The sequence below is a fragment of the Nocardia sp. JCM 34519.1 genome (assembly GCF_020361265.1).
Lineage (GTDB): Bacteria > Actinomycetota > Actinomycetes > Mycobacteriales > Mycobacteriaceae > Nocardia > Nocardia arthritidis_A.
Map to the genome: position 1 here is coordinate 139667 of NZ_JAIRBR010000016.1, position 17491 is coordinate 157157.

General features: G+C 67.5%; 15 protein-coding genes. 8 read left to right on the top strand and 7 right to left on the bottom strand.

Annotated elements, in window-relative coordinates:
- Nucleotides 1-61: 61 nt before the first annotated feature.
- Nucleotides 62-1444 carry a xylulokinase gene (xylB, locus tag LGY53_RS31365; protein WP_225730297.1) on the bottom strand — a complete coding sequence of 461 codons (1383 nt, stop codon included), beginning with the start codon at nucleotides 1442-1444 and terminating at the stop codon, nucleotides 62-64.
- 98 nt (nucleotides 1445-1542) lie between these two features.
- On the opposite strand from xylB, the gene LGY53_RS31370 reads away from it, so the two are divergent.
- Nucleotides 1543-2028: a hypothetical protein gene (locus LGY53_RS31370; RefSeq protein WP_225730298.1), complete on the top strand. Its 486-nt coding sequence runs from the start codon at nucleotides 1543-1545 to the stop codon at nucleotides 2026-2028.
- Between the two features lie 269 nt (nucleotides 2029-2297).
- Here the strand turns inward: LGY53_RS31370 and LGY53_RS31375 are convergent, their stop codons facing one another.
- Nucleotides 2298-3899: an ABC transporter substrate-binding protein gene (locus LGY53_RS31375; protein WP_374111257.1), complete on the bottom strand. Its 1602-nt coding sequence runs from the start codon at nucleotides 3897-3899 to the stop codon at nucleotides 2298-2300.
- A 180-nt stretch (nucleotides 3900-4079) separates the two neighbouring features.
- Between LGY53_RS31375 and LGY53_RS31380 the strand changes: the two genes are divergently transcribed.
- From LGY53_RS31380 to LGY53_RS31395, 4 genes are read left to right on the top strand one after another with little or no spacing between them, the layout of a single operon-like run.
- Nucleotides 4080-5492: an L-fucose/L-arabinose isomerase family protein gene (locus LGY53_RS31380; RefSeq protein ID WP_225730299.1), complete on the top strand. Its 1413-nt coding sequence runs from the start codon at nucleotides 4080-4082 to the stop codon at nucleotides 5490-5492.
- Entirely contained in the window at nucleotides 5492-6970 is a 1479-nt protein-coding gene (locus LGY53_RS31385) for an FGGY-family carbohydrate kinase (RefSeq protein WP_225730361.1), read from the top strand. The genes LGY53_RS31380 and LGY53_RS31385 overlap by 1 nt, the downstream gene beginning before the upstream one ends.
- Before the next feature lie 49 nt (nucleotides 6971-7019).
- Nucleotides 7020-7490 (top strand): thioredoxin family protein, encoded by a 471-nt coding sequence (locus LGY53_RS31390; protein ID WP_308103024.1) that lies wholly within the window; start codon nucleotides 7020-7022, stop codon nucleotides 7488-7490.
- Nucleotides 7491-7515: 25 nt separating this feature from the next.
- Entirely contained in the window at nucleotides 7516-8511 is a 996-nt protein-coding gene (locus LGY53_RS31395; RefSeq protein ID WP_225730300.1) for a glycoside hydrolase family 172 protein, read from the top strand.
- A gap of 8 nt (nucleotides 8512-8519) precedes the next feature.
- On the opposite strand, the gene LGY53_RS31400 is transcribed toward LGY53_RS31395, so the two are convergent.
- The 3 genes from LGY53_RS31400 to LGY53_RS31410 all read right to left on the bottom strand — a co-directional run bounded on the left by LGY53_RS31400 (nucleotide 8520) and on the right by LGY53_RS31410 (nucleotide 12665).
- Nucleotides 8520-9449: a family 43 glycosylhydrolase gene (locus LGY53_RS31400; protein WP_225730301.1), complete on the bottom strand. Its 930-nt coding sequence runs from the start codon at nucleotides 9447-9449 to the stop codon at nucleotides 8520-8522.
- A complete protein-coding gene (locus tag LGY53_RS31405) occupies nucleotides 9446-10264 on the bottom strand; it encodes a tyrosine-protein phosphatase (RefSeq protein ID WP_225730302.1) in 819 nt (272 codons plus the stop codon). The genes LGY53_RS31400 and LGY53_RS31405 overlap by 4 nt, the downstream gene beginning before the upstream one ends.
- Nucleotides 10265-10382: 118 nt before the next feature.
- Nucleotides 10383-12665 (bottom strand): excinuclease ABC subunit UvrA, encoded by a 2283-nt coding sequence (locus tag LGY53_RS31410; protein ID WP_225730303.1) that lies wholly within the window; start codon nucleotides 12663-12665, stop codon nucleotides 10383-10385.
- Between the two features lie 61 nt (nucleotides 12666-12726).
- On the opposite strand from LGY53_RS31410, the gene LGY53_RS31415 reads away from it, so the two are divergent.
- On the top strand, nucleotides 12727-13809 hold the full coding sequence (locus tag LGY53_RS31415; RefSeq protein WP_225730304.1) for a YafY family protein: 1083 nt from the start codon (nucleotides 12727-12729) through the stop codon (nucleotides 13807-13809).
- On the opposite strand, the gene LGY53_RS31420 is transcribed toward LGY53_RS31415, so the two are convergent.
- A complete protein-coding gene (locus LGY53_RS31420) occupies nucleotides 13770-14750 on the bottom strand; it encodes a DUF2332 domain-containing protein (RefSeq protein WP_225730305.1) in 981 nt (326 codons plus the stop codon). The two genes, LGY53_RS31415 and LGY53_RS31420, sit on opposite strands and share 40 nt — an antisense overlap.
- Before the next feature lie 285 nt (nucleotides 14751-15035).
- Here LGY53_RS31420 and LGY53_RS31425 point away from each other — a divergent pair, with 285 nt between their 5' ends.
- Together LGY53_RS31425 and LGY53_RS31430 are read left to right on the top strand one after the other, a co-directional pair.
- On the top strand, nucleotides 15036-15437 hold the full coding sequence (locus LGY53_RS31425) for a nuclear transport factor 2 family protein (RefSeq protein WP_225730306.1): 402 nt from the start codon (nucleotides 15036-15038) through the stop codon (nucleotides 15435-15437).
- 111 nt (nucleotides 15438-15548) lie between these two features.
- The gene (locus LGY53_RS31430) at nucleotides 15549-16520 is read left to right on the top strand and encodes a TAXI family TRAP transporter solute-binding subunit (RefSeq protein ID WP_225730307.1); all 972 of its coding nucleotides are present in this window, start codon (nucleotides 15549-15551) and stop codon (nucleotides 16518-16520) included.
- Nucleotides 16521-16536: 16 nt separating this feature from the next.
- Here the strand turns inward: LGY53_RS31430 and LGY53_RS31435 are convergent, their stop codons facing one another.
- Nucleotides 16537-17424: a MarR family transcriptional regulator gene (locus tag LGY53_RS31435; RefSeq protein ID WP_225730308.1), complete on the bottom strand. Its 888-nt coding sequence runs from the start codon at nucleotides 17422-17424 to the stop codon at nucleotides 16537-16539.
- Nucleotides 17425-17491: the final 67 nt, after the last annotated feature.

Below are 17491 nucleotides of genomic sequence, written 5' to 3' on the forward strand. Positions count from 1 at the left end.
AGGTCCTACCAGCAATATCGATTGCGGCGCGCGGTTCGTTTCGGTGAGTGGGACAGCGGCGTCAGTAGAGCGCCTGCCGGGCCCGGCGGTACGCGGCCCGGATGTCGGCGCCGATCGTCGCATCGGCCGGCGCCGGGATCTCGGCCGCGGTGCGCGCGGGCCAGTTCGGCGGATCGGCCTTGCCGGACAGCGCCCACGCCGCCTGCCGCGCCGCGCCGAGCGCGACGTATTCCCCGGGTTCGGGCACGGTGACGGTGACGCCGAAGATCTCGGCGGCCAGCCGGGCGACCAGTGGTGAACCCGCCGCACCGCCGATGAGCAGCACCCGGTGCGGCGCGGCGCCGAGCGCGTCGAGCGCATCGGCCATATTGCAGAGCATGCCCTCGTATCCGGCGCGGGCGATGTTGCGGGGGCGCATGGTATCCGGGCGCAAACCGTGCAGGCTGCCCGCGACGTGCGGCAGGTTCGGGGTGCGTTCGCCGGTGAGGTAGGGGAGCAGCACGATCCCGCCCGCGCCCGGATTCGCCTGCGCGGCAAGGTCTTCGAAAGTCGGCAGGTCCACGCCGAGCAGATCGGCGACCGAGCCGAGCACCCGGGCCGCGTTGAGGGTGCACACCAGCGGCAGGAAAGCGCCGGTGGCGTCGGCGAATCCGGCGACCGCGCCGGTGGGGTCCGCGCTCGGCACGGTGGTTCTGGCGAAGACGGTGCCGCTGGTGCCGAGGGAGACGACGACATCGCCGGGTCCGATGGCCAAACCCAATGCGGCCCCGGCATTGTCGCCGGTGCCCGCGGCCACCGGCACCCCGGCCGGGGTCCGGCCGACGATCTCCGCGGGCGCGGCGACCCTGGGCAGCTCCGGCTCGCGTCCCCGGAAGGCAAGCGACAGTAGATCTTTGCGGTATTCGCCGGTGGCGGGTGACCAGTAGCCGGTGCCCGACGCGTCGCCGCGGTCGGTGGTCGGCTCGGCGTCGGCGCCGCGCAACCGCCAGGTCAGGTAGTCGTGCGGCAGCATGATGCGGCGGGTGCGGTCGGCGAGTTCGGGTTCGTGGTCGGCGAACCAGCGCAGCTTGGCGACGGTGAACGCGGCCAGCGGAACGCTGCCGACGGCGTCGGCCCAGGCCCGCGGCCCGCCGAATTCGGTGACGAGCTGTTCGGCGGCGGCCGCGGAGCGGGTGTCGTTCCACAGCAGCGCGTCGCGCACCGGGCGATGCGCCCCGTCCAGGGCGACCAACCCGTGCTGCTGCCCGGCGACGGCGATCGCGTCGACTCGGTCGAACCGGCCGTCGCCGACGGAAAGCAGTGCCTGCCACCAGGATTCGGGGGAGACCTCGGTGCCGTCGGGATGTGGGGCGGTGGCCCGGTCCAGGATTTCGCCGGTATCGGCGTCGCAGACGACCACCTTGCACGACTGCGTGGAGCTGTCCACGCCCGCGACGGTCGTCATCGGCGGCCTCGATTCGGATAACGCATGCCAACCACCTTGCACCCCGGCGGGCCGGACCCGGGGTGATTCGGCGTGATCGGTTCCGGGACACTGGGTTCGTGACCGAAGTCGATGTGACCGTCGGCGACGAGCAGCTGCCCGAGCCGATCACCAATGCCCGGCTCACCGAACTCGTCGCGGATCCGGGCTGCCCGTACATCACGGTGCGCCGCGGCGACGACGAGTACATCCAGGCGCGGCTGTTGGACGACGGCGTATACGAACTCGAATACCGCGAGGCGGCGGACCATTTCCAGGTCTACACACCGGATCCGGTGCTGGTGCGCGACACCATGTGGTCGTGGATCGATGACGATGACCGGTGGCGAAAGACGGTGGCGTGGTACCGAATAGATCCGGCGATACTCGAATTGTCGGCGCTGCGTGGTGAATTGACCGACATGCTGGACGGAATCGCCGCGCTGCGCGATCTTTCGCGGGATTCGTGCGCGTTCGGGGATGCGACCTTGGATGACGCTTTCGCCCGCATAGACGAGATCGCCGCCATGGAGCCCGGTCCGGACGAGGACGACGAGGTGGATTGAGCGCCCGGGGCGGACCGATACCGACCCGGGCGGCCCCTCACGGCATCAGCAACATATGGAGGAATTGCGAGACAGACCAGATCATGTGTCCGAGGAAATGCGGGATCATCACGGTTCCTTCCTGCTCGGGGCGATTCGGGCGATGTAGGCCCGGACATTCAGTTATTCGTCGCCGAGCGGGCGGGGGATGGGCGCGGACCGTACGGTTGACCGGGTTGTCCGGCGGAATGCGGTGGAGCCGCTGATGATCCGGCTCCACCGCACACGGATTACTTCTCGATATTCTCGAAGTCGAACAAGCCGCTCCAGGCCATCTCGGCCTTCTTCACCTTGGTCGACCGGCCGCCGGGCATGGTGTAATCCCACAGCGGGATATCGGCCATATCCTTCAGCAGTACCGCCTGTGCCCGCGCGATCAACTTGTACGACTCCGGCTCGGTCGGCGCGGCATACGCGGCGTTGAGCAGGTTGTCGAACTCCGGGCTCTTATATTCGACATCGTTGCCGTCGGAGAAGCTGTAGTACTGCACGCTCAGGAATTCCAGCATGGTCGGGTAGTCACCCTGCCAGCCGTAGCGGAACGCGGTGCCGATCGTCTTCGAGGTGATCTTGTCGCGAATGTTCTTGAACGTCGGGTACGGCGTGCCGACGGCGTCGATGCCGAGGGTGTTCTTGATGCTGTTGGCGGCCGCGTCCACCCAACCCTGGTGATTGCCGTCGGAGTTGTACGCGATCTCGTAGCGGCCCGACCACGGCGAAATGGCGTCGGCCTGCGCCCAGAGCTTCTTGGCCTCGGTCGGATTGAACTTCAGCACCTCGACGCCCGGCAGATTGTTGTCGAAGCCGGGCAGCGTTTTCGCGGTGAAATCGCGTGCGGGTTCCCGGGTACCGTGGAAGATCTTGTCGCAGATCAGGTCTCGATCGATCGCCTCGGAAATGGCCTTGCGCCGCAGCACGCCTTCCTGGCCGCCCCAGTGCGGGGTGCTCTGCTGAATGCCGATGGACTGCTTGTACGCGATGTCCTTGGAGATCGCGCGATCGCCGAGATCCTTCTTGTAGGTTGTCAGCGCGCTGTCCGGAATGAGGTCGAGCACGTCGAGATTATCGGCCTGCAGATCCGCGTATGCCGTGTCGTAGGACTGATACATCACAAAGCGCAGGCCCTTGTTCTTGGCCGGACGCCCGCCGTGATACTCCGGATTCGGGACCACCTCGATTTTGACGTTGTGCTCCCAGGTGGTGAGCTTGTATGGACCGTTGCCCACCGGATGTTCGCCGAATGCCTTCATATCCTTGAACGCCACATCGGGCAGCGGATAGAACGGCCCGTAGCCGAGCGAGACCTCGAAATCGATCGACGGTCGCTTGAGCTCGACGGTGAAGGTCTTGTCATCGACCACCTTCAGTCCCGACATCGTCTGCGCGGTGGGATTTTTCCCGTTCACGTCGTCGAAGCCGACGATCGGTTCGAAGACATAGCTCTGCAACTGAGCGTTGGTGCCGAGGGCGCCGTAGTTCCACGCGTTGACGAACGACTTGGCCGTCACCGGGGTGCCGTCGGAGAACTTCCAGTCCGGCTTGATGGTGATCTTGTAGTTCTTACGGTCCGTCGTCTCGATGGACTGCGCCATCTCGTCGTGCGCGTTGCCGTTGGCGTCGTAATACTTCAGCCCGGCGAAGAGCCGGTCGACCACCCGGCCGCCCATATTCTCGTTGGTATTGGTGGGAATCAGCGGATTCTGCGGTTCACCACCGTTGACCTTGACGAGATCGGTGTCGCCGCCGGAATCGGAGGACGAACAGCCGGTCAGGCCGAGGCCCGCGGCGAGCACCGCGGCCGCGACAAGCACCGTTGCTTTGGTAAATCTCAAGAGGCTCTCCCGGGTGTCGAGAAGGTGGCGGCACCAGTGCGGCGGCTCGGGGTCGACCGAACCGCGCGCGTCTGATCCCGCCATGGGATGTATTCGGACACTAGCCATTTCGCGCGCCTTTGTCCTGCCATACTGAGTGCGAGTCTTACCAATCCGACCACCCACTACGGGAGGACCGGCATGGCGCGTATCGGTGTCATCAGCATTTCCGACGGCCGCGACTATGTGCACGCGGGGATCGCGGAGTTCATCAACACGACCGAGGACCGCCTGGTCGCCGCGTTGACCGCGGCCGGGCATACGGTCGTCCGGGGTTCGGCGCCGGTCAGCGATAACGCGCTGGCCGGATCGGTGGCGCGGAGTGTGGCCGCGGCGGGTGTGGACCTGACCGTGCTGCACTACGCGGTGTGGGCGTTCCCGCACTTCACCATGCTCGCCGCGGGTGCGACGCCGGGTCCGCTGCTGCTGCTGTCGAATATCGACCCGGTACAGCCCGGCATGGTCGGCATGCTGGCGGCCGGCGGCGCGCTCGATCAGATCGGCCGCGCGCACACCCGGCTCTGGGGCGACCCGGCCGATCCGGCGCTGATCACCGCGATCGGCACGCACGCGACGGCGGCGGCCGCGGTACAGAGCCTGCGCGGCAGCACTTTCGGACGCTTCGGCGGACGGCCGATGGGGATGAATACGGCGGTCGCCAACACCGATCAGTGGCAGCGGCTGTTCGGCATCGATGTCGAGGAGATCGACCAGTGGGAGATCGTGCGCCGGGCCGAACTCGCCGATCCGGCCGAGGCCAAGGCCGCACGCGAATGGCTGGAACAGCATACGGCGGGCGTGCATTACGACGGCGACAAGCTCACCCCAGAACTGCTCGAACGCCAGATCCGCTCGTATCTCGCGGTGCGCGAACTGATTTCGGAATGGCGGCTGGATTTCTCCGGCATCAAGGGCCAGCCGGAGCTCACCCAGTACTTCGCCACCATGGATATCACCGAGGCGTTCCTGAACGATCCGTACGACTGGAACGGGCCGAAACAGCCGCATATCTGCGCCACCGAGGCCGATATGGACGGCGCGCTCACCATGCAGCTGCTGCACCGGATCGCCGGGACGCCGGTGCTTTTCGCCGATGTGCGGCACTACCACGCCGACCGGGACATCTGGGATCTGTGCAACTCCGGCCAGCACGCCACCTGGTTCGCGGCCCGCAGCGCCGATCCGGCGGAGAATCTGGCCAAGGTGCACCTGTATCCGGAGGTGTTCTTCTTCCCGGCGGGCGGCGCCTCGGTGCATCACCTGGCCGCGCCGGGGCAGATGACGCTGGCCCGGCTCACCCGGCTGGACGGCGACTACCGAATGCAGTTGATGCTGGGCGAATTCGAGAACTACGACGCGGCCACCAACGAGGCGCTGATGAAGCAGTCCACCTGGGAATGGCCACATGCGTTCGCGCGCTTGGACGCGAAGGCGGAGGATTTCCTTTCCCGGTTCGGCGCGAACCACATTCACGCGGTGCCGGGTGATCACCGAGCGGCGGTGCGGGCCGCGTGTGCGCTGCTCGGCGTCCGGCTGGACGAGTTCGCGCGGTGATGTTCCTCGGCATCGATATCGGGACGTCGAGTTCGAAGGGCGTCCTGGTGGCCGAGGACGGCCGTATTGTCGCGAGAGCCGAACGGGCGCACGGTGTTTCGACACCGTATCCCGGATGGGTGGAACACGACGCCGAGGCCGTGTGGTGGGCGGATTTCGTCGCGCTGGCCCGCGAGCTGACCGCGGCCGCGGCGGGCGCGCCGCTCACGGCGCTCGCGGTGAGCGGGATCGGGCCCTGCCTGCTGCCCGCCGACGCCTCCGGTGCGCCGCTGCGGCCCGCCATCCTCTACGGCGTCGACACCCGGGCCACCGCCGAAATCGCCGAGCTGAACGCGGAATTGGGGGCCGAGGCGGTACTGGGCCGCTGCGGCTCGCCGTTGACGAGTCAGGCTGTCGGTCCGAAGCTGCGCTGGCTGGCCCGCCATGAACCCGGCGTCGCGGCCCGCACCTCGATGCTGCTGATGGCGAGTTCCTTTCTGGTGCACCGGCTCACGGGTCGCTACGTGCTCGACCATCAGTCGGCCAGCCAGTGCGTGCCGATGTACGACCTGCGGGCGCGGGCCTGGGCCGCGGACTGGGCCGCAGCGGTGGCGCCGAAGCTGCCGCTGCCGGAACTGGCCTGGCCCACCGAGATAGTCGGGCACGTCACCGAAAAGGCTGCCGCGGCAACGGGTCTGCTCGCCGGGCTGCCGGTGACCACCGGAACCATCGACGCGTGGGCGGAGGCCACGAGCGTCGGCGTGCGAGCGCCCGGCGATGCCATGGTCATGTACGGCACCACCATGTTCCTGGTGCAGGTGCTCACCGATCCACGGCCACATCCCGGACTGTGGGGCACCTGCGGAACCTGGCCCGGCACATACACTTTGGCCGCCGGGATGGCGACGTCGGGCGCCGTGACCGATTGGCTGCGGACACTGGTGGGCGGCGATTTCGGCGAGCTGGTCGCGGCGGCGGCGCAGGTGCCGCCGGGTAGCAGGGGCCTGCTGGTGCTGCCCTACTTCGCGGGTGAGCGCACACCGCTGTTCGATCCGGACGCGCGCGGTATCGTCGCGGGCCTGACGCTCGGGCACGGCCGCGCGGAATTGTATCGCGCGGTGCTGGAGGGGATCGCGTACGGCGTCCGGCACAACCTCACGGCGATGACCGAGGCGGGCGGCCGGGCGCGGCGGCTGGTGGCGGTGGGCGGCGGCACCAAGGGCGGGCTGTGGACCCGGATCGTCTCCGAGGTCACCGGCCTGCCGCAGGAGTTGCCCGCCGATACCGTCGGCGCCTGCCTCGGCGACGCCATGCTGGCCGCCGAGGCGTCCGGGGTGAACACCACGGGCTGGAATCCGGTGATCGCCACCGTGACACCCGATCCCGAGCACGTCGCGCGCTATGAGCCCTACTATCGGCACTATCGGGAGCTGTACGAACGCACGGTCGGCACCGCGCATTTCCTCGCCGAACAACAGCGGGCCGCCGCGCCTTCCTGAATTCTCCGGTTACGTGCGAGGATGCAGGGTTGTATCTCGGGAGGATGACATGGCGACGCAGACACTGACCCAGCACAACTTCAACACCGTCATCACCAGCAACCGGATCGTTCTGGTGGATTGGTGGGCGAATTGGTGCGGGCCGTGCCACCATTTCGCGCCCGTCTTCGAATCCTCCGCGCAGCAGCATCCGGAAATCGTGTACGGCAAGGTGGATACCGAGGCCGAGCCCGCGCTCACCGGCATGGCCGGGGTGGACAAGTTCCCGACGCTGATGGCGTTCAAGGACGGCCTGATGGTCTACTCCCATTCCGGGTACATCCCCGGTGACGCACTGGAAGACATTGTGCAGCAGGTGCTTTGGCTGGACATGGACGAGGTGCGGCGGGAGATGGCCAAGCAGTCGGGTGAACCGGCGCCGCAGCAGTCCGCGCCGAATCCGGCGCCCACGGCCGCGGCGCCGCAGCGACAGGCGAGCGTGGCCGGTCCGGCCCGATACGGGTGGCCGGGGCTGAATTGATGTCGAGATAAAGGAGATATGGGCGATGAGCGAGTTGTGGCGGCTTGATGGCGCGCGGACACGATCGGTCAGCGCCGAGAACCCCACCGGCGCGCCCGGCCAAGGCGGGCGGGCCACGACCGGGACGGGAGCATGGGCCGCGCGCTTCCTCGGCGTCGGCTGGAAGATCTCGCCGTCGATCGATCTGGGCTCCGGCGAAAACGCCACCCTCGCCGACATTTCCGGGCCCGGCATCATCCGGCACTTCTGGATCACCACCGATCGCGGGACGCTCGATCAGCTGATGTTGCGCATGTACTGGGACGACGATCCGGTACCCGCCATCGAGCTCTCGCTCGGCGACTACTTCTGCAATGTCTGGGATCAGCTGGCGCTGCTGAATTCGCAGATGATCGTCGTCGCACCGGCGGCGGGCCTGAACAGCTACTGGCCCATGCCGTTTCGCGGCAACGCCCGAATCACGCTGGAGAACACCAGCGATCACCAGGTGCCGGTGTACTACCAGTTCACCTACACCGAGGAGGACGTTCCCGATTCGGCGGGCAGGCTGTACACCCAGCGGCGGCAGAGCAATCCGCTCGGCAGCCCGACGATCCACACCCTCGTGGACGGAATCACCGGTCCCGGCCGGTATGTCGGCACCTACCTCGCGATCCAGCCCAATGCCCCCGGCTGGTGGGGTGAGGGCGAGATGAAGTTCTACATGGACGGCGACACCGACTTCCCGACCATCTGCGGCACCGGCACCGAGGACTACTTCGGCGGCGCATGGAATTTCGATATCGACAACCGCTACGTCACCTTCTCCACCAACTACTGCGGCCTGCACCAGGTGCTGCCGCCGGACCAGATCTATGTCGACACACAGCGATTCGGCATGTACCGGTGGCATGTGCCGGATCCGATCTGCTTCGGCAGCGCGCTGCGGGTCACCATTCAGGCGCTCGGCTGGCAGGGCGACGCGTATCTGCCGCTGGAGAACGCGAATATCACCACGACATCCTGGCTGTACCGCGGCTGAGTCCGGTATCAGCGCGGAACGGATTGGGCCGCAGGCGAATTCGGAAAGGTCAGCGGGGCGATATAGACCCCGCCCTGACCCCAGCCCGCATGGGTGATCCACCAGTTGTCACCGTCGCGGACCACCTCCGCCGCATGCGCGGCAATGTGGCCGACCTTGTCGCCGATGCGGAACCGGTACGGGTTGTCGCTGCGGAACACATCGGTGCCGACGTAATCCGGGCGCGGGCCGATGAACAGATACCACCAGCCGCCCTGGCGCACCACGAACGGGGATTCGGTATTGCCGCCGAAGGTTCCGCAGGTGGGATCGATGAAGGCGAACTGCCGGTCGCTCCAGTGCAGTAGATCGCTGCTCACCCGGTATGCCACCACATGGTTGCCGTTCTCCGGCGCGGCCGTCGCGCAGTAGTACATGACCCACTTCTCGCCGACCTGCAACACCATCGGATCGCGGGCGTCGTAGCCGTCGCGGAACAGGGGGCCGTCCGGTAGGCGGGTCCACTGATAGAGGTCGGTGGAGGTGGCCAGGTTGATCTCGGCGTCGGTGTGATCCGGGCCGCCGCCCGCGTAGAACATGAAATACGTTCCGTCCGAGGCGATTACGTGTGGCGCCCAGAGATGGGTTTCGCCGTAGTCCGGATCGACCGTCAGCGCCGGATCGAGGGTGGTCCACGGCCCGAGCAGTGCGGGCGCGGTGGCGTGTGCGAACTCGATCTCGTTGTCCGGGTCGGCGGGTTCGGGGTGCGTGATGCCGAACAGGTGCCAGTTGCCCGCCGTGTCCTGGATCAGGGTGTGGTCGTTGATGTACCACTGCTGGTCTCTGCCGATGCTCGGGTCGTAGATCTTGACGAAATCTCCGGCCTGCACCACGTCTTGCGTGCCCATAACGTTCATGATGCCGCCGAACGCGGCGTCGGCCGCGGTTTTTCGGCTCACCGCTGGGATTGATCGATCAGGTTCAGTCGTAGGAGGTCCAGTTCGGCGGCGGACAATCCGTTGAGCCGCAGCCAGCCCGCCGCGCCGCCGTGGCTGTCGTGCAGGCCGCGCAGGAATGCGGCCATCACGCCGGGGTCCACGGACATGATGCCGGTGCCGAGCGGCGGCAGGCTGCGGTAGGCCGTCATGGTGATCAGCCGGGCGCGCACCTGGTTCAGATGCTCCGCGGACAGCGCGTAGTCGGCGACTATGTGCTCGGCGGAAACGCCGAGCGCGTCCAGCAGCAGTGCGGCGAGCAGACCGGTGCGGTCCTTGCCCGCCGCGCAGTGGAACAGCACCGAGTGGCGTTCCGGCCGGGCCAGCAGGCGCATCGCGGCGATTACGGATGCGCCGCTGCCGGAAAGCAATTCGCGATAGTGCGCGACCATGCCCGCGGCGGACGCGTGCGCGGCCAGCTCGGCCGGATTCGCGGCGGCGTGCCCGGCGACCCGCAGCGGCAGGTTGACCACCCGGACGAGGGTGCCGGACAGTCTGCCGTGGCCCTCCCGCTCGGACTCCGCGCCGGTGCGCAGATCGATGACGGTGCGCAGGCCGAGTGGTCCGGTGAGCAGCCGCAGATCGGCGGCGCCGAGCTGCTGCGGGGTGGCGGAGCGGAAGACGACGCCGCGGCGGATGCTGCCGCCGGAGGCTACCGGGAGACCGCCCAGGTCGCGGGCGTTATCGATATCGGTGAACCGGAGCAGGCGCCGGTATCGGTCGACCGGCGCCGGATTCGGGTCGAGCCGGTCGTGCGCCGGAGCGTGCCGGGTGTTCATCTTCCAATGGTGCCCCGAAAGCGTTGGCAATGGCCGTGTTTGGTGACTTCCGCGCCGAAATGCGAATAGCTCCAAGGATGCTCGCGACGGCTGAATCGCCCGGCCCCGGCCGCGCCCATCACGCGGCTTCGGCGAGGCTGCGCCTGAGGTATTCGGCGGTGATGGAGCGCCGGTCGTCGCACAGCTGCACCGGTGTGCCCGCGAAGACGATCTCGCCACCGTGTTTGCCGCCGTCGGGTCCGAGATCTATCACCCAATCGGCGCGTTTGACGAGCTCGAGATCGTGTTCGATGACGATGACGGTATTGCCCGCGTCCACCAGCCGGTCCAGCAGCGCCACCAGGGTGTCGACATCGGCCATATGCAGTCCGGTGGTCGGTTCGTCCAGCACGTAGATGCCGCCGGTGCGCCGCAGGTTGTCGGCCAGCTTGATGCGCTGCCGTTCGCCGCCGGACAGCGAACTCAGCGTCCGGCCCAGCGTGAGATAGCCGAGGCCGACCTCGTGCAGCGCGCGAAGCGGACGGCGAATCCGGTTGTCGGCGTGTGTATTCCAGAAGTCGAGCGCCTGTTCCACGGTCATCTCCAGCACATCGGCGATGGACGCGCCCTGCACCGTATAAGTCAGCGCCTCGGGCCGGTAGCGGCGGCCGTGGCAGGTCCGGCAGACGGTGGTGACCGGATCCATATAGGCCAGATCGGTGAATATCACGCCCGCGCCGTCACATTCGGGGCACGCGCCGTCGGAGTTGAAGCTGAACAGACCCGGCTTCACGTGGTGCGTCTTGGCGAACAGTTGCCGCAGCGGATCCATGATGCCGAGGTAGGTCGCGGGGCTGGAGCGGCGCGACGCGGCGATGGCGGATTGGTCGACGGCGATCGCCGCCGGATATGCGGTGACGAAGGCGTCCGATACCAAAGTGCTTTTGCCCGAACCGGCTACGCCGGTGACCGCGGTGAGCACGCCGGTGGGAAACCGCGCGGTGACATTCTTCAGGTTGTGCCGGTCGCCCCCCGTCACGGTGAGCCAACCGGTCGGCGTGCGGGTCCGCGCTTTGAGCGGCTGCCGGTGGCGCAGCCGCTCGCCGGTGGATGTGCCTGAGGCGCGCAGCTTTTCGACGGTGCCCTGGAACATCACCTGGCCGCCGTGGCCGCCCGCGCCCGGTCCCATATCGACCACGTGGTCGGCCACCGCGATGACATCCGGCGAATGCTCCACCACCAGCACGGTATTTCCCTTGTCCCGCAACTGGATCAGCAGCCGGTTCAACCTGCCGACATCGCGCGGGTGCATGCCGACGCTCGGTTCGTCGAATATGTAGGTCATACCGGTCAAACTCGAACCGAGATGCCGGACGACCTTGAGCCGCTGCGCCTCTCCGCCCGAGAGGGTCGATGTCTCCCGGTCCAGCGCGAGATAGCCGAGTCCGACCTCCTCGATCCGGCGCAGCCGGGCCAGGGCCGCCGCGGCGATCGGTTCGGCTACCGGATCGGTGAGCGCCGCCAAAACCTCGATGAGATCGGTGATTTCGAGCCGCCCGTAGTCGGCGATGCCGAGCCCGTCGATGCGACTGGCCAGCGCCGCCTGATTCAAGCGCGCGCCATGACAGAGCGGGCAGACCTCCTCGTGCACCACCGCTTCGGCGGCGGCGCGGTTCTTTTCCGAAAGCGAGCTCAGGTCGCGCTTCAGATATAGGCGGTCGAAACGTTCCAGCAGACCCTCGTAGGCATTGGTGCCGGTGGAGCCGGTCCTGCTCGCCCTCGGCACGCGGAAACCGTTGCCGCGCAGGAAGAGCTGCCACTCCTCGGGCGTGTAGTCGCGCAGCGCCTTGTCCGGGTCGAACAGCCCGCTGCGGGCGTAGAGCTGCCACTGCCAGGACCCGACGGCGAACGGCGCGAAGGTGATCGCGCCCTCGTTGAGCGATTTGGCGATGTCGAGCAGCTTGTCCAGATCGGCCCGCACCACATGGCCGAGGCCCGCGCATTCCGGGCACATGCCGAGCGGATCGTTGAACGAATAGTGTGTCGCCCCACCGGCGCTCGGCTCGCTGTACCGGGAGAACAGCACCCGTACGATCGACTGGATATCGGTCATGGTGCCGACCGTCGATCGGGAATTGCCGCCGATCGGCCGCTGGTCGATCACGACGGCCGGCGCCAGGTTATCGATGAGATCGGCCTCCGGGCGCTCGTATTTCGGCAGCCGGTTGCGGATGAACCAGGTGAAGGTCTCGTTGAGTTGCCGCTGCGACTCCACCGCGACGGTGCCGAAGACGATCGAGGATTTGCCCGATCCGGAGACGCCGGTGAAGACGACGATCTTGCCCTTGGGGATCTCCAGCGACACATTGCGCAGGTTGTGCTCGCGGGCCCCGACGATCTTGATGGTGTCTCGAGTGGTCACCTGCGCCACGGTATGGATCAATGAGGTCAGCTTCGGTCCTCATTCCGGTGATACTGGAGTGGTGACCGATACCGCCGCGCGCCTGCTCGCACTGCTCGCCCTGTTGCAGACCCGCCGCGAATGGTCGGGTCCGGAGCTGGCCGAACGGCTCGGCGTCACGGTCCGCACCGTGCGCCGCGATATCGACCGCCTGCGCGAACTGGACTATCCGGTGTCCGCGAACCTCGGGTCGGCCGGCGGATATCGGCTGGCGGCGGGCACCGCGCTGCCGCCGCTGCTGCTCGACGACGAGGAGGCGGTGGCCATCACCCTCGGTCTGCGTGGCGCGGCATACGGCGCGGTCCGCGGCATCGAGGAATCGGCGGCGCGGGCGCTGGTGAAGGTGCAGCAGATCCTGCCCGCGCGGCTGCGTCGCCGGGTGGACGCGGTGGATGCGGCGACATCGTCGCTGGGCGGGCCGCCCGCCGGACCCTTCATCGATCCGGAGACGCTGGTGGCGCTGGCCGCGGGCTGTCGCGATCACGAGCGAATCCGGTTCCGCTACCGGGCGAAGGACGAATCCGAGTCGAAGCGGTTGGTCGAACCGCACAGCCTGGTCGCGGCCGGGCGGCGCTGGTATCTGGTGGCATGGGATGTCGACCGCGGCGAATGGCGCACCTTCCGGGTGGATCGGATCGGGGAGCCTTTTCCGATCGGGGTGCACTGCGCGCCAAGGGCATTGCCCGACGATGCGGCGCCGACGGAGTATGTCGCACGACAGTTGGCGGCGGCGCGGCCCGCACCGGAGGTAATTTTCCTGGTGTATGCCTCGGCGCGAGAGTTGGCCGATGCGTTGAAGGTTCGGGCGGGCGAGGTGGAGCCGATCGACGAGCGCACCTGTCTGCTGCGGACCTCCGGCGATTCGCTGGAGTGGACCGCGATCCGGATCGCGCACCTGGACAAGGAGTTCCGGGTGCTCGAACCGCCGGAGATGGCGGCGGAGCTGTCTCGCCTGGGTGCGAAATTACAACGGGCGGCTCGATATCCGAGGACTCGTCCCTGGCCGAGTTTCAGCTCGGGTGATCCGCGCTTCGCGGAAGACGCCGAGCAGCTACTCGATAATGCCTATGATGACCGCCGATCCGCGAACCAATCCAGCGACTGACCGTGCGGACCCGCGTATCCCAGCGGAATACCGTCGCGCGCCAGAATGAACTGACGCCCGGGCGGCACCTCCGTGGGCGGCAGCAGCGCCGGATCATAGGGCAGAACTTCGTTGCCCTCGTTGGCGATCCAGGTGCACGGCAGCGCGCGCACCGTGTCGGCGAATCGCGCCCGGTCGCCCCGATCCAGGTACGCCAGCACGGCACTGCCGAATACGATGATCGGAACATCCTGCGGCGCCGCGTAAACCAGGTCGGCGATGCACTCGACGATATCGCCCGCGACCAGTTGCGGGGGATGACGCCGGGCGATGGCGACGGCATCGCGCAGCCGGGAGAGCCGGTCGTGCTGCTCCGGCCAGACCAGGCATTCCAGCCAGCGCACATCCTCGGGGTTGCGGACGTCCAGCGGATGCAGGTCGATGCCCGCGCGAAAAACCACCTGCGGCAGGCATTTCGGAATGGGTGGGCGTCCGGAGGTGGTGCACGGCAACAACACCGGGGAACGTCCGTCATCCGGATCGATGATGATCTCGTCGTCGTAGCGGTAGCTGAAACGGTCCGGATACAGGCACAGTCCGGCGGACGCGCCGATCTCGATCAGTGCGACGGGCGATCCGGCGAACGGCTCCAGCGCGGGCAGCAGCACCGCGGCGCGCCCCGCCTCGTTGGTCTGGGTGTGGTGGGTCATGGCCACTTCGCGCACGGTCGGCCAGTTCTCGACCAGCCATTCCTTGAATTCGTCGAGCGGCGAGACGGTGACCCCGACATATCGTGCCGCGCCGAGGATCAGATTCGGCTGGCGTTTCGGCGGTGGTAGTTCATCGATGAGGGCCAGCAGGTCCGGATCGTCGGCGATCCCGTGACACCACAGCTCGTAGCAGGGGGAGTAACCGTGGGCCTCGACCTCGGCGAAGCGCCGATATCGCGCGGACGTCTCCATCGCAACCCCTCTGGCCAGGGCCGCACCGCCCACCGGTGCGGGCTGTTCGGCAGACGCTACCAGCCATACGCCGACCCGCCGATGTCTGAAAAATCACTCTCACAACGGGTTTAGCAGAGCTACCGCCGGCACGATCGAAAACCCTTGGTGACGGCGCTGTTACGGCCGATCTCGCAGCGGCATTCGGCCGCACCGGGCTTCGGGAATTCCGCGCCGAAAAATGACGGGCTCGCGGCGGCTCCGGTCGGCTAATCTGCGTCGCAGCATCAGAGAAAGGGACAGCTGATGGCACTTTCGGTCGCCGATCGGCTCGATATCGCCGAAGTGGTCGCACTGCAGGGCCACCTCACCGACGATGGGGCCTTCGATCGGATGGATGAGGTATTCGCGCCCGAAATCGTCTATGACGTCCGCGCATTCGGGCTCGGCGAGCTGCACGGACGCGAGGCGCTGCGGGAGGCGGCGCTCGCGCTCGGCGACCGGAATCCGGTGGGCCATCATGTGACGAACATCGTGGTCCGCGAGGACGCCGACGGCACGGTCCGGGTGCGTTCGAAGGGTATCGGGATCAATGCCGACGGTAGTTGCGGCAGCGCGGTATACGACGACATCGTCATCCGCACGCCGGACGGTTGGCGCATCTCGCATCGCACCATCCGGCGCCGCGAGACGCCGTTGACGCCATGAGGCCATGGCGCGCGCGTGAAGCAACTTCCCGGCTAAGGTGAGGGGATGTCGCCCGAGTGGTGGGCGACGGACGGTCCGCGCGCGGGTCGGTGGCGGCGGTATGGAGGCGAGATGCGGAGAGTGGCAACGGGTTTCGCCGTTGCGGTGGTGTCGGCCGGACTGGTCACCGGCTGCGGGGACAAGGCGAGCGGGGCCGACGATTGCACCGTGCGCCAGCCTGCCCAGCTCGGGATCGCCTCCGGCAACACCTCCGGCGTGTTCTACACACTCGGCAAGGCGCTGGCCGAACAGCTCGCGTCGGCGACGGACGGCAAGGTGCGGGCAACCGTCGCCGAAACGGTTGGCTCGCCGCAGAACATCCAGCAACTCGTCGCGGGCGCGTACCAGGTGGCCTTCTCGCAGTCCGATACGGCCGCCGACGCGGCGCTCGGCCGGGAGGAGTTCGCGGGCAAAAGGGAGCCGGTGCGCGCGCTTTCCCGGCTGTACCTGAGCTATATGCACGTCATCGTGCGGGCCGAAGCGCATATCGACACCATGTCCGACCTGAAAGGCAAACGGGTGTCGACCGGTTCGACGAATTCCGGCACCGAGATGGTTGCCCAGCGCATGCTGCGCGCCGCCGGCCTGAATCCGGACAGCGATATCAACGCCCAGCACCTGGATCTCGGCAAGACGGTCGAGGCGATGAAGGACGGCGGCGTCGACGCCATGTTCTTCGTCGGCGGCCTGCCGACCCCCGGCATCACCGACCTGTTCGACTCGCTGCACGACAAGGTGCGGCTCATCGATGTCACCGATGTGCTGCCCGCCCTGCGCACGGTGAGCACGGTCTACGAGGGCGGCGCGATTCCGGCGAGCGTGTACGGCCAGGCGGCCGACGTCCGCGCCGTCGTCGTGCCCAATGTGCTGCTGGTGCGCGAGGATATGGACACCGGCCTGGCCTGTGCCATCACCAAAACCCTGTTCGACCGGAAAAACCAACTGGAGCAGGTGAATTCATCGGCCAAAGGTATCCTGCGCGGCACCGCGCCGGATACCGATCCGGTGGTGCTGCACCGCGGCGCGAAACGCGCGCTGGGTTAGTCACCAGCCGCAGTGTTCACCCGTGCGCCGGATTTCCGTCGTCGGCCAATGCGGCGGAAAGGTCGCGGGCGGCGTCGACCGTGGCCGCGATGAACGAATCCCGTTCGGATTTACCGGTTTCGGTGCGCAGCGCGCCGAGCTGGATCTCATAGGCCGGTACGCCGGTGCGGTCGAAGACCGGCGCGGCGAGGTAGCTCAGCGGTAGCGGAACGTCGGAGTCGAGTTCGGATTTCGTATACGGCCGCGAGGTGAGTTCGGCGAGGCGGCGCAGGGCTCGGGTGCGCAGATGTGGTTGGCGCAGTTCGGAACCCATGGCGGCGAGCAGATCGGCGAGCAGTTCGACGGTGCCCGCGTCGTCGTCGGTGTCGGGCCGGAAGACCGCGATGCCGCGCCGGCGCACCGAATTGAGCAAAGCCGTTGCGGTGCGGCGGGTTTCCGGGTCAGCGGTGGCCAGCCAGGCGTTCTGTTCGGCGGCGGGCCGCCACGGCATCACGCTCGCACCCGCCGGGAATCGCAGCGGAATGCGGTGTCCGACCGGGATTCCGGGGACGATCCGGTCGGGGCCCTGTCGAACGTCGAGCACGGTCAGCTGATCCGGCTCGATGCGGCTGAGGGTGGCGCCGCAGCCGGTGCGCATGGCGAGGGCGTCGAGTACCTCGCCCGCGGCGCGGGGCAGCGCGGGACCGTGTAGTCGAGCCAGCGCGGGCCCGAGGTGGTAGCCGCCGTCCCCGCGGGTAACCCAACCCGCCGAATCCAATTCGGCGAGAATCGCGGTTGCGGTGGCGCGGGCGATATCGAGCCGGTCCGCGATGCCCGCGACGGTCACCGGTTCCGGCGCGGCGATCAGCAGCGAGACGATGTCGACGACGCGCCGGGTCGGCGGCGACGGGGAGCGATCTGGCACGGCGAACCCCTTGTGCGGCTGGGCGGAACGACTCTAGTATGTCGAATATACGTTATGGAGCGTCGAA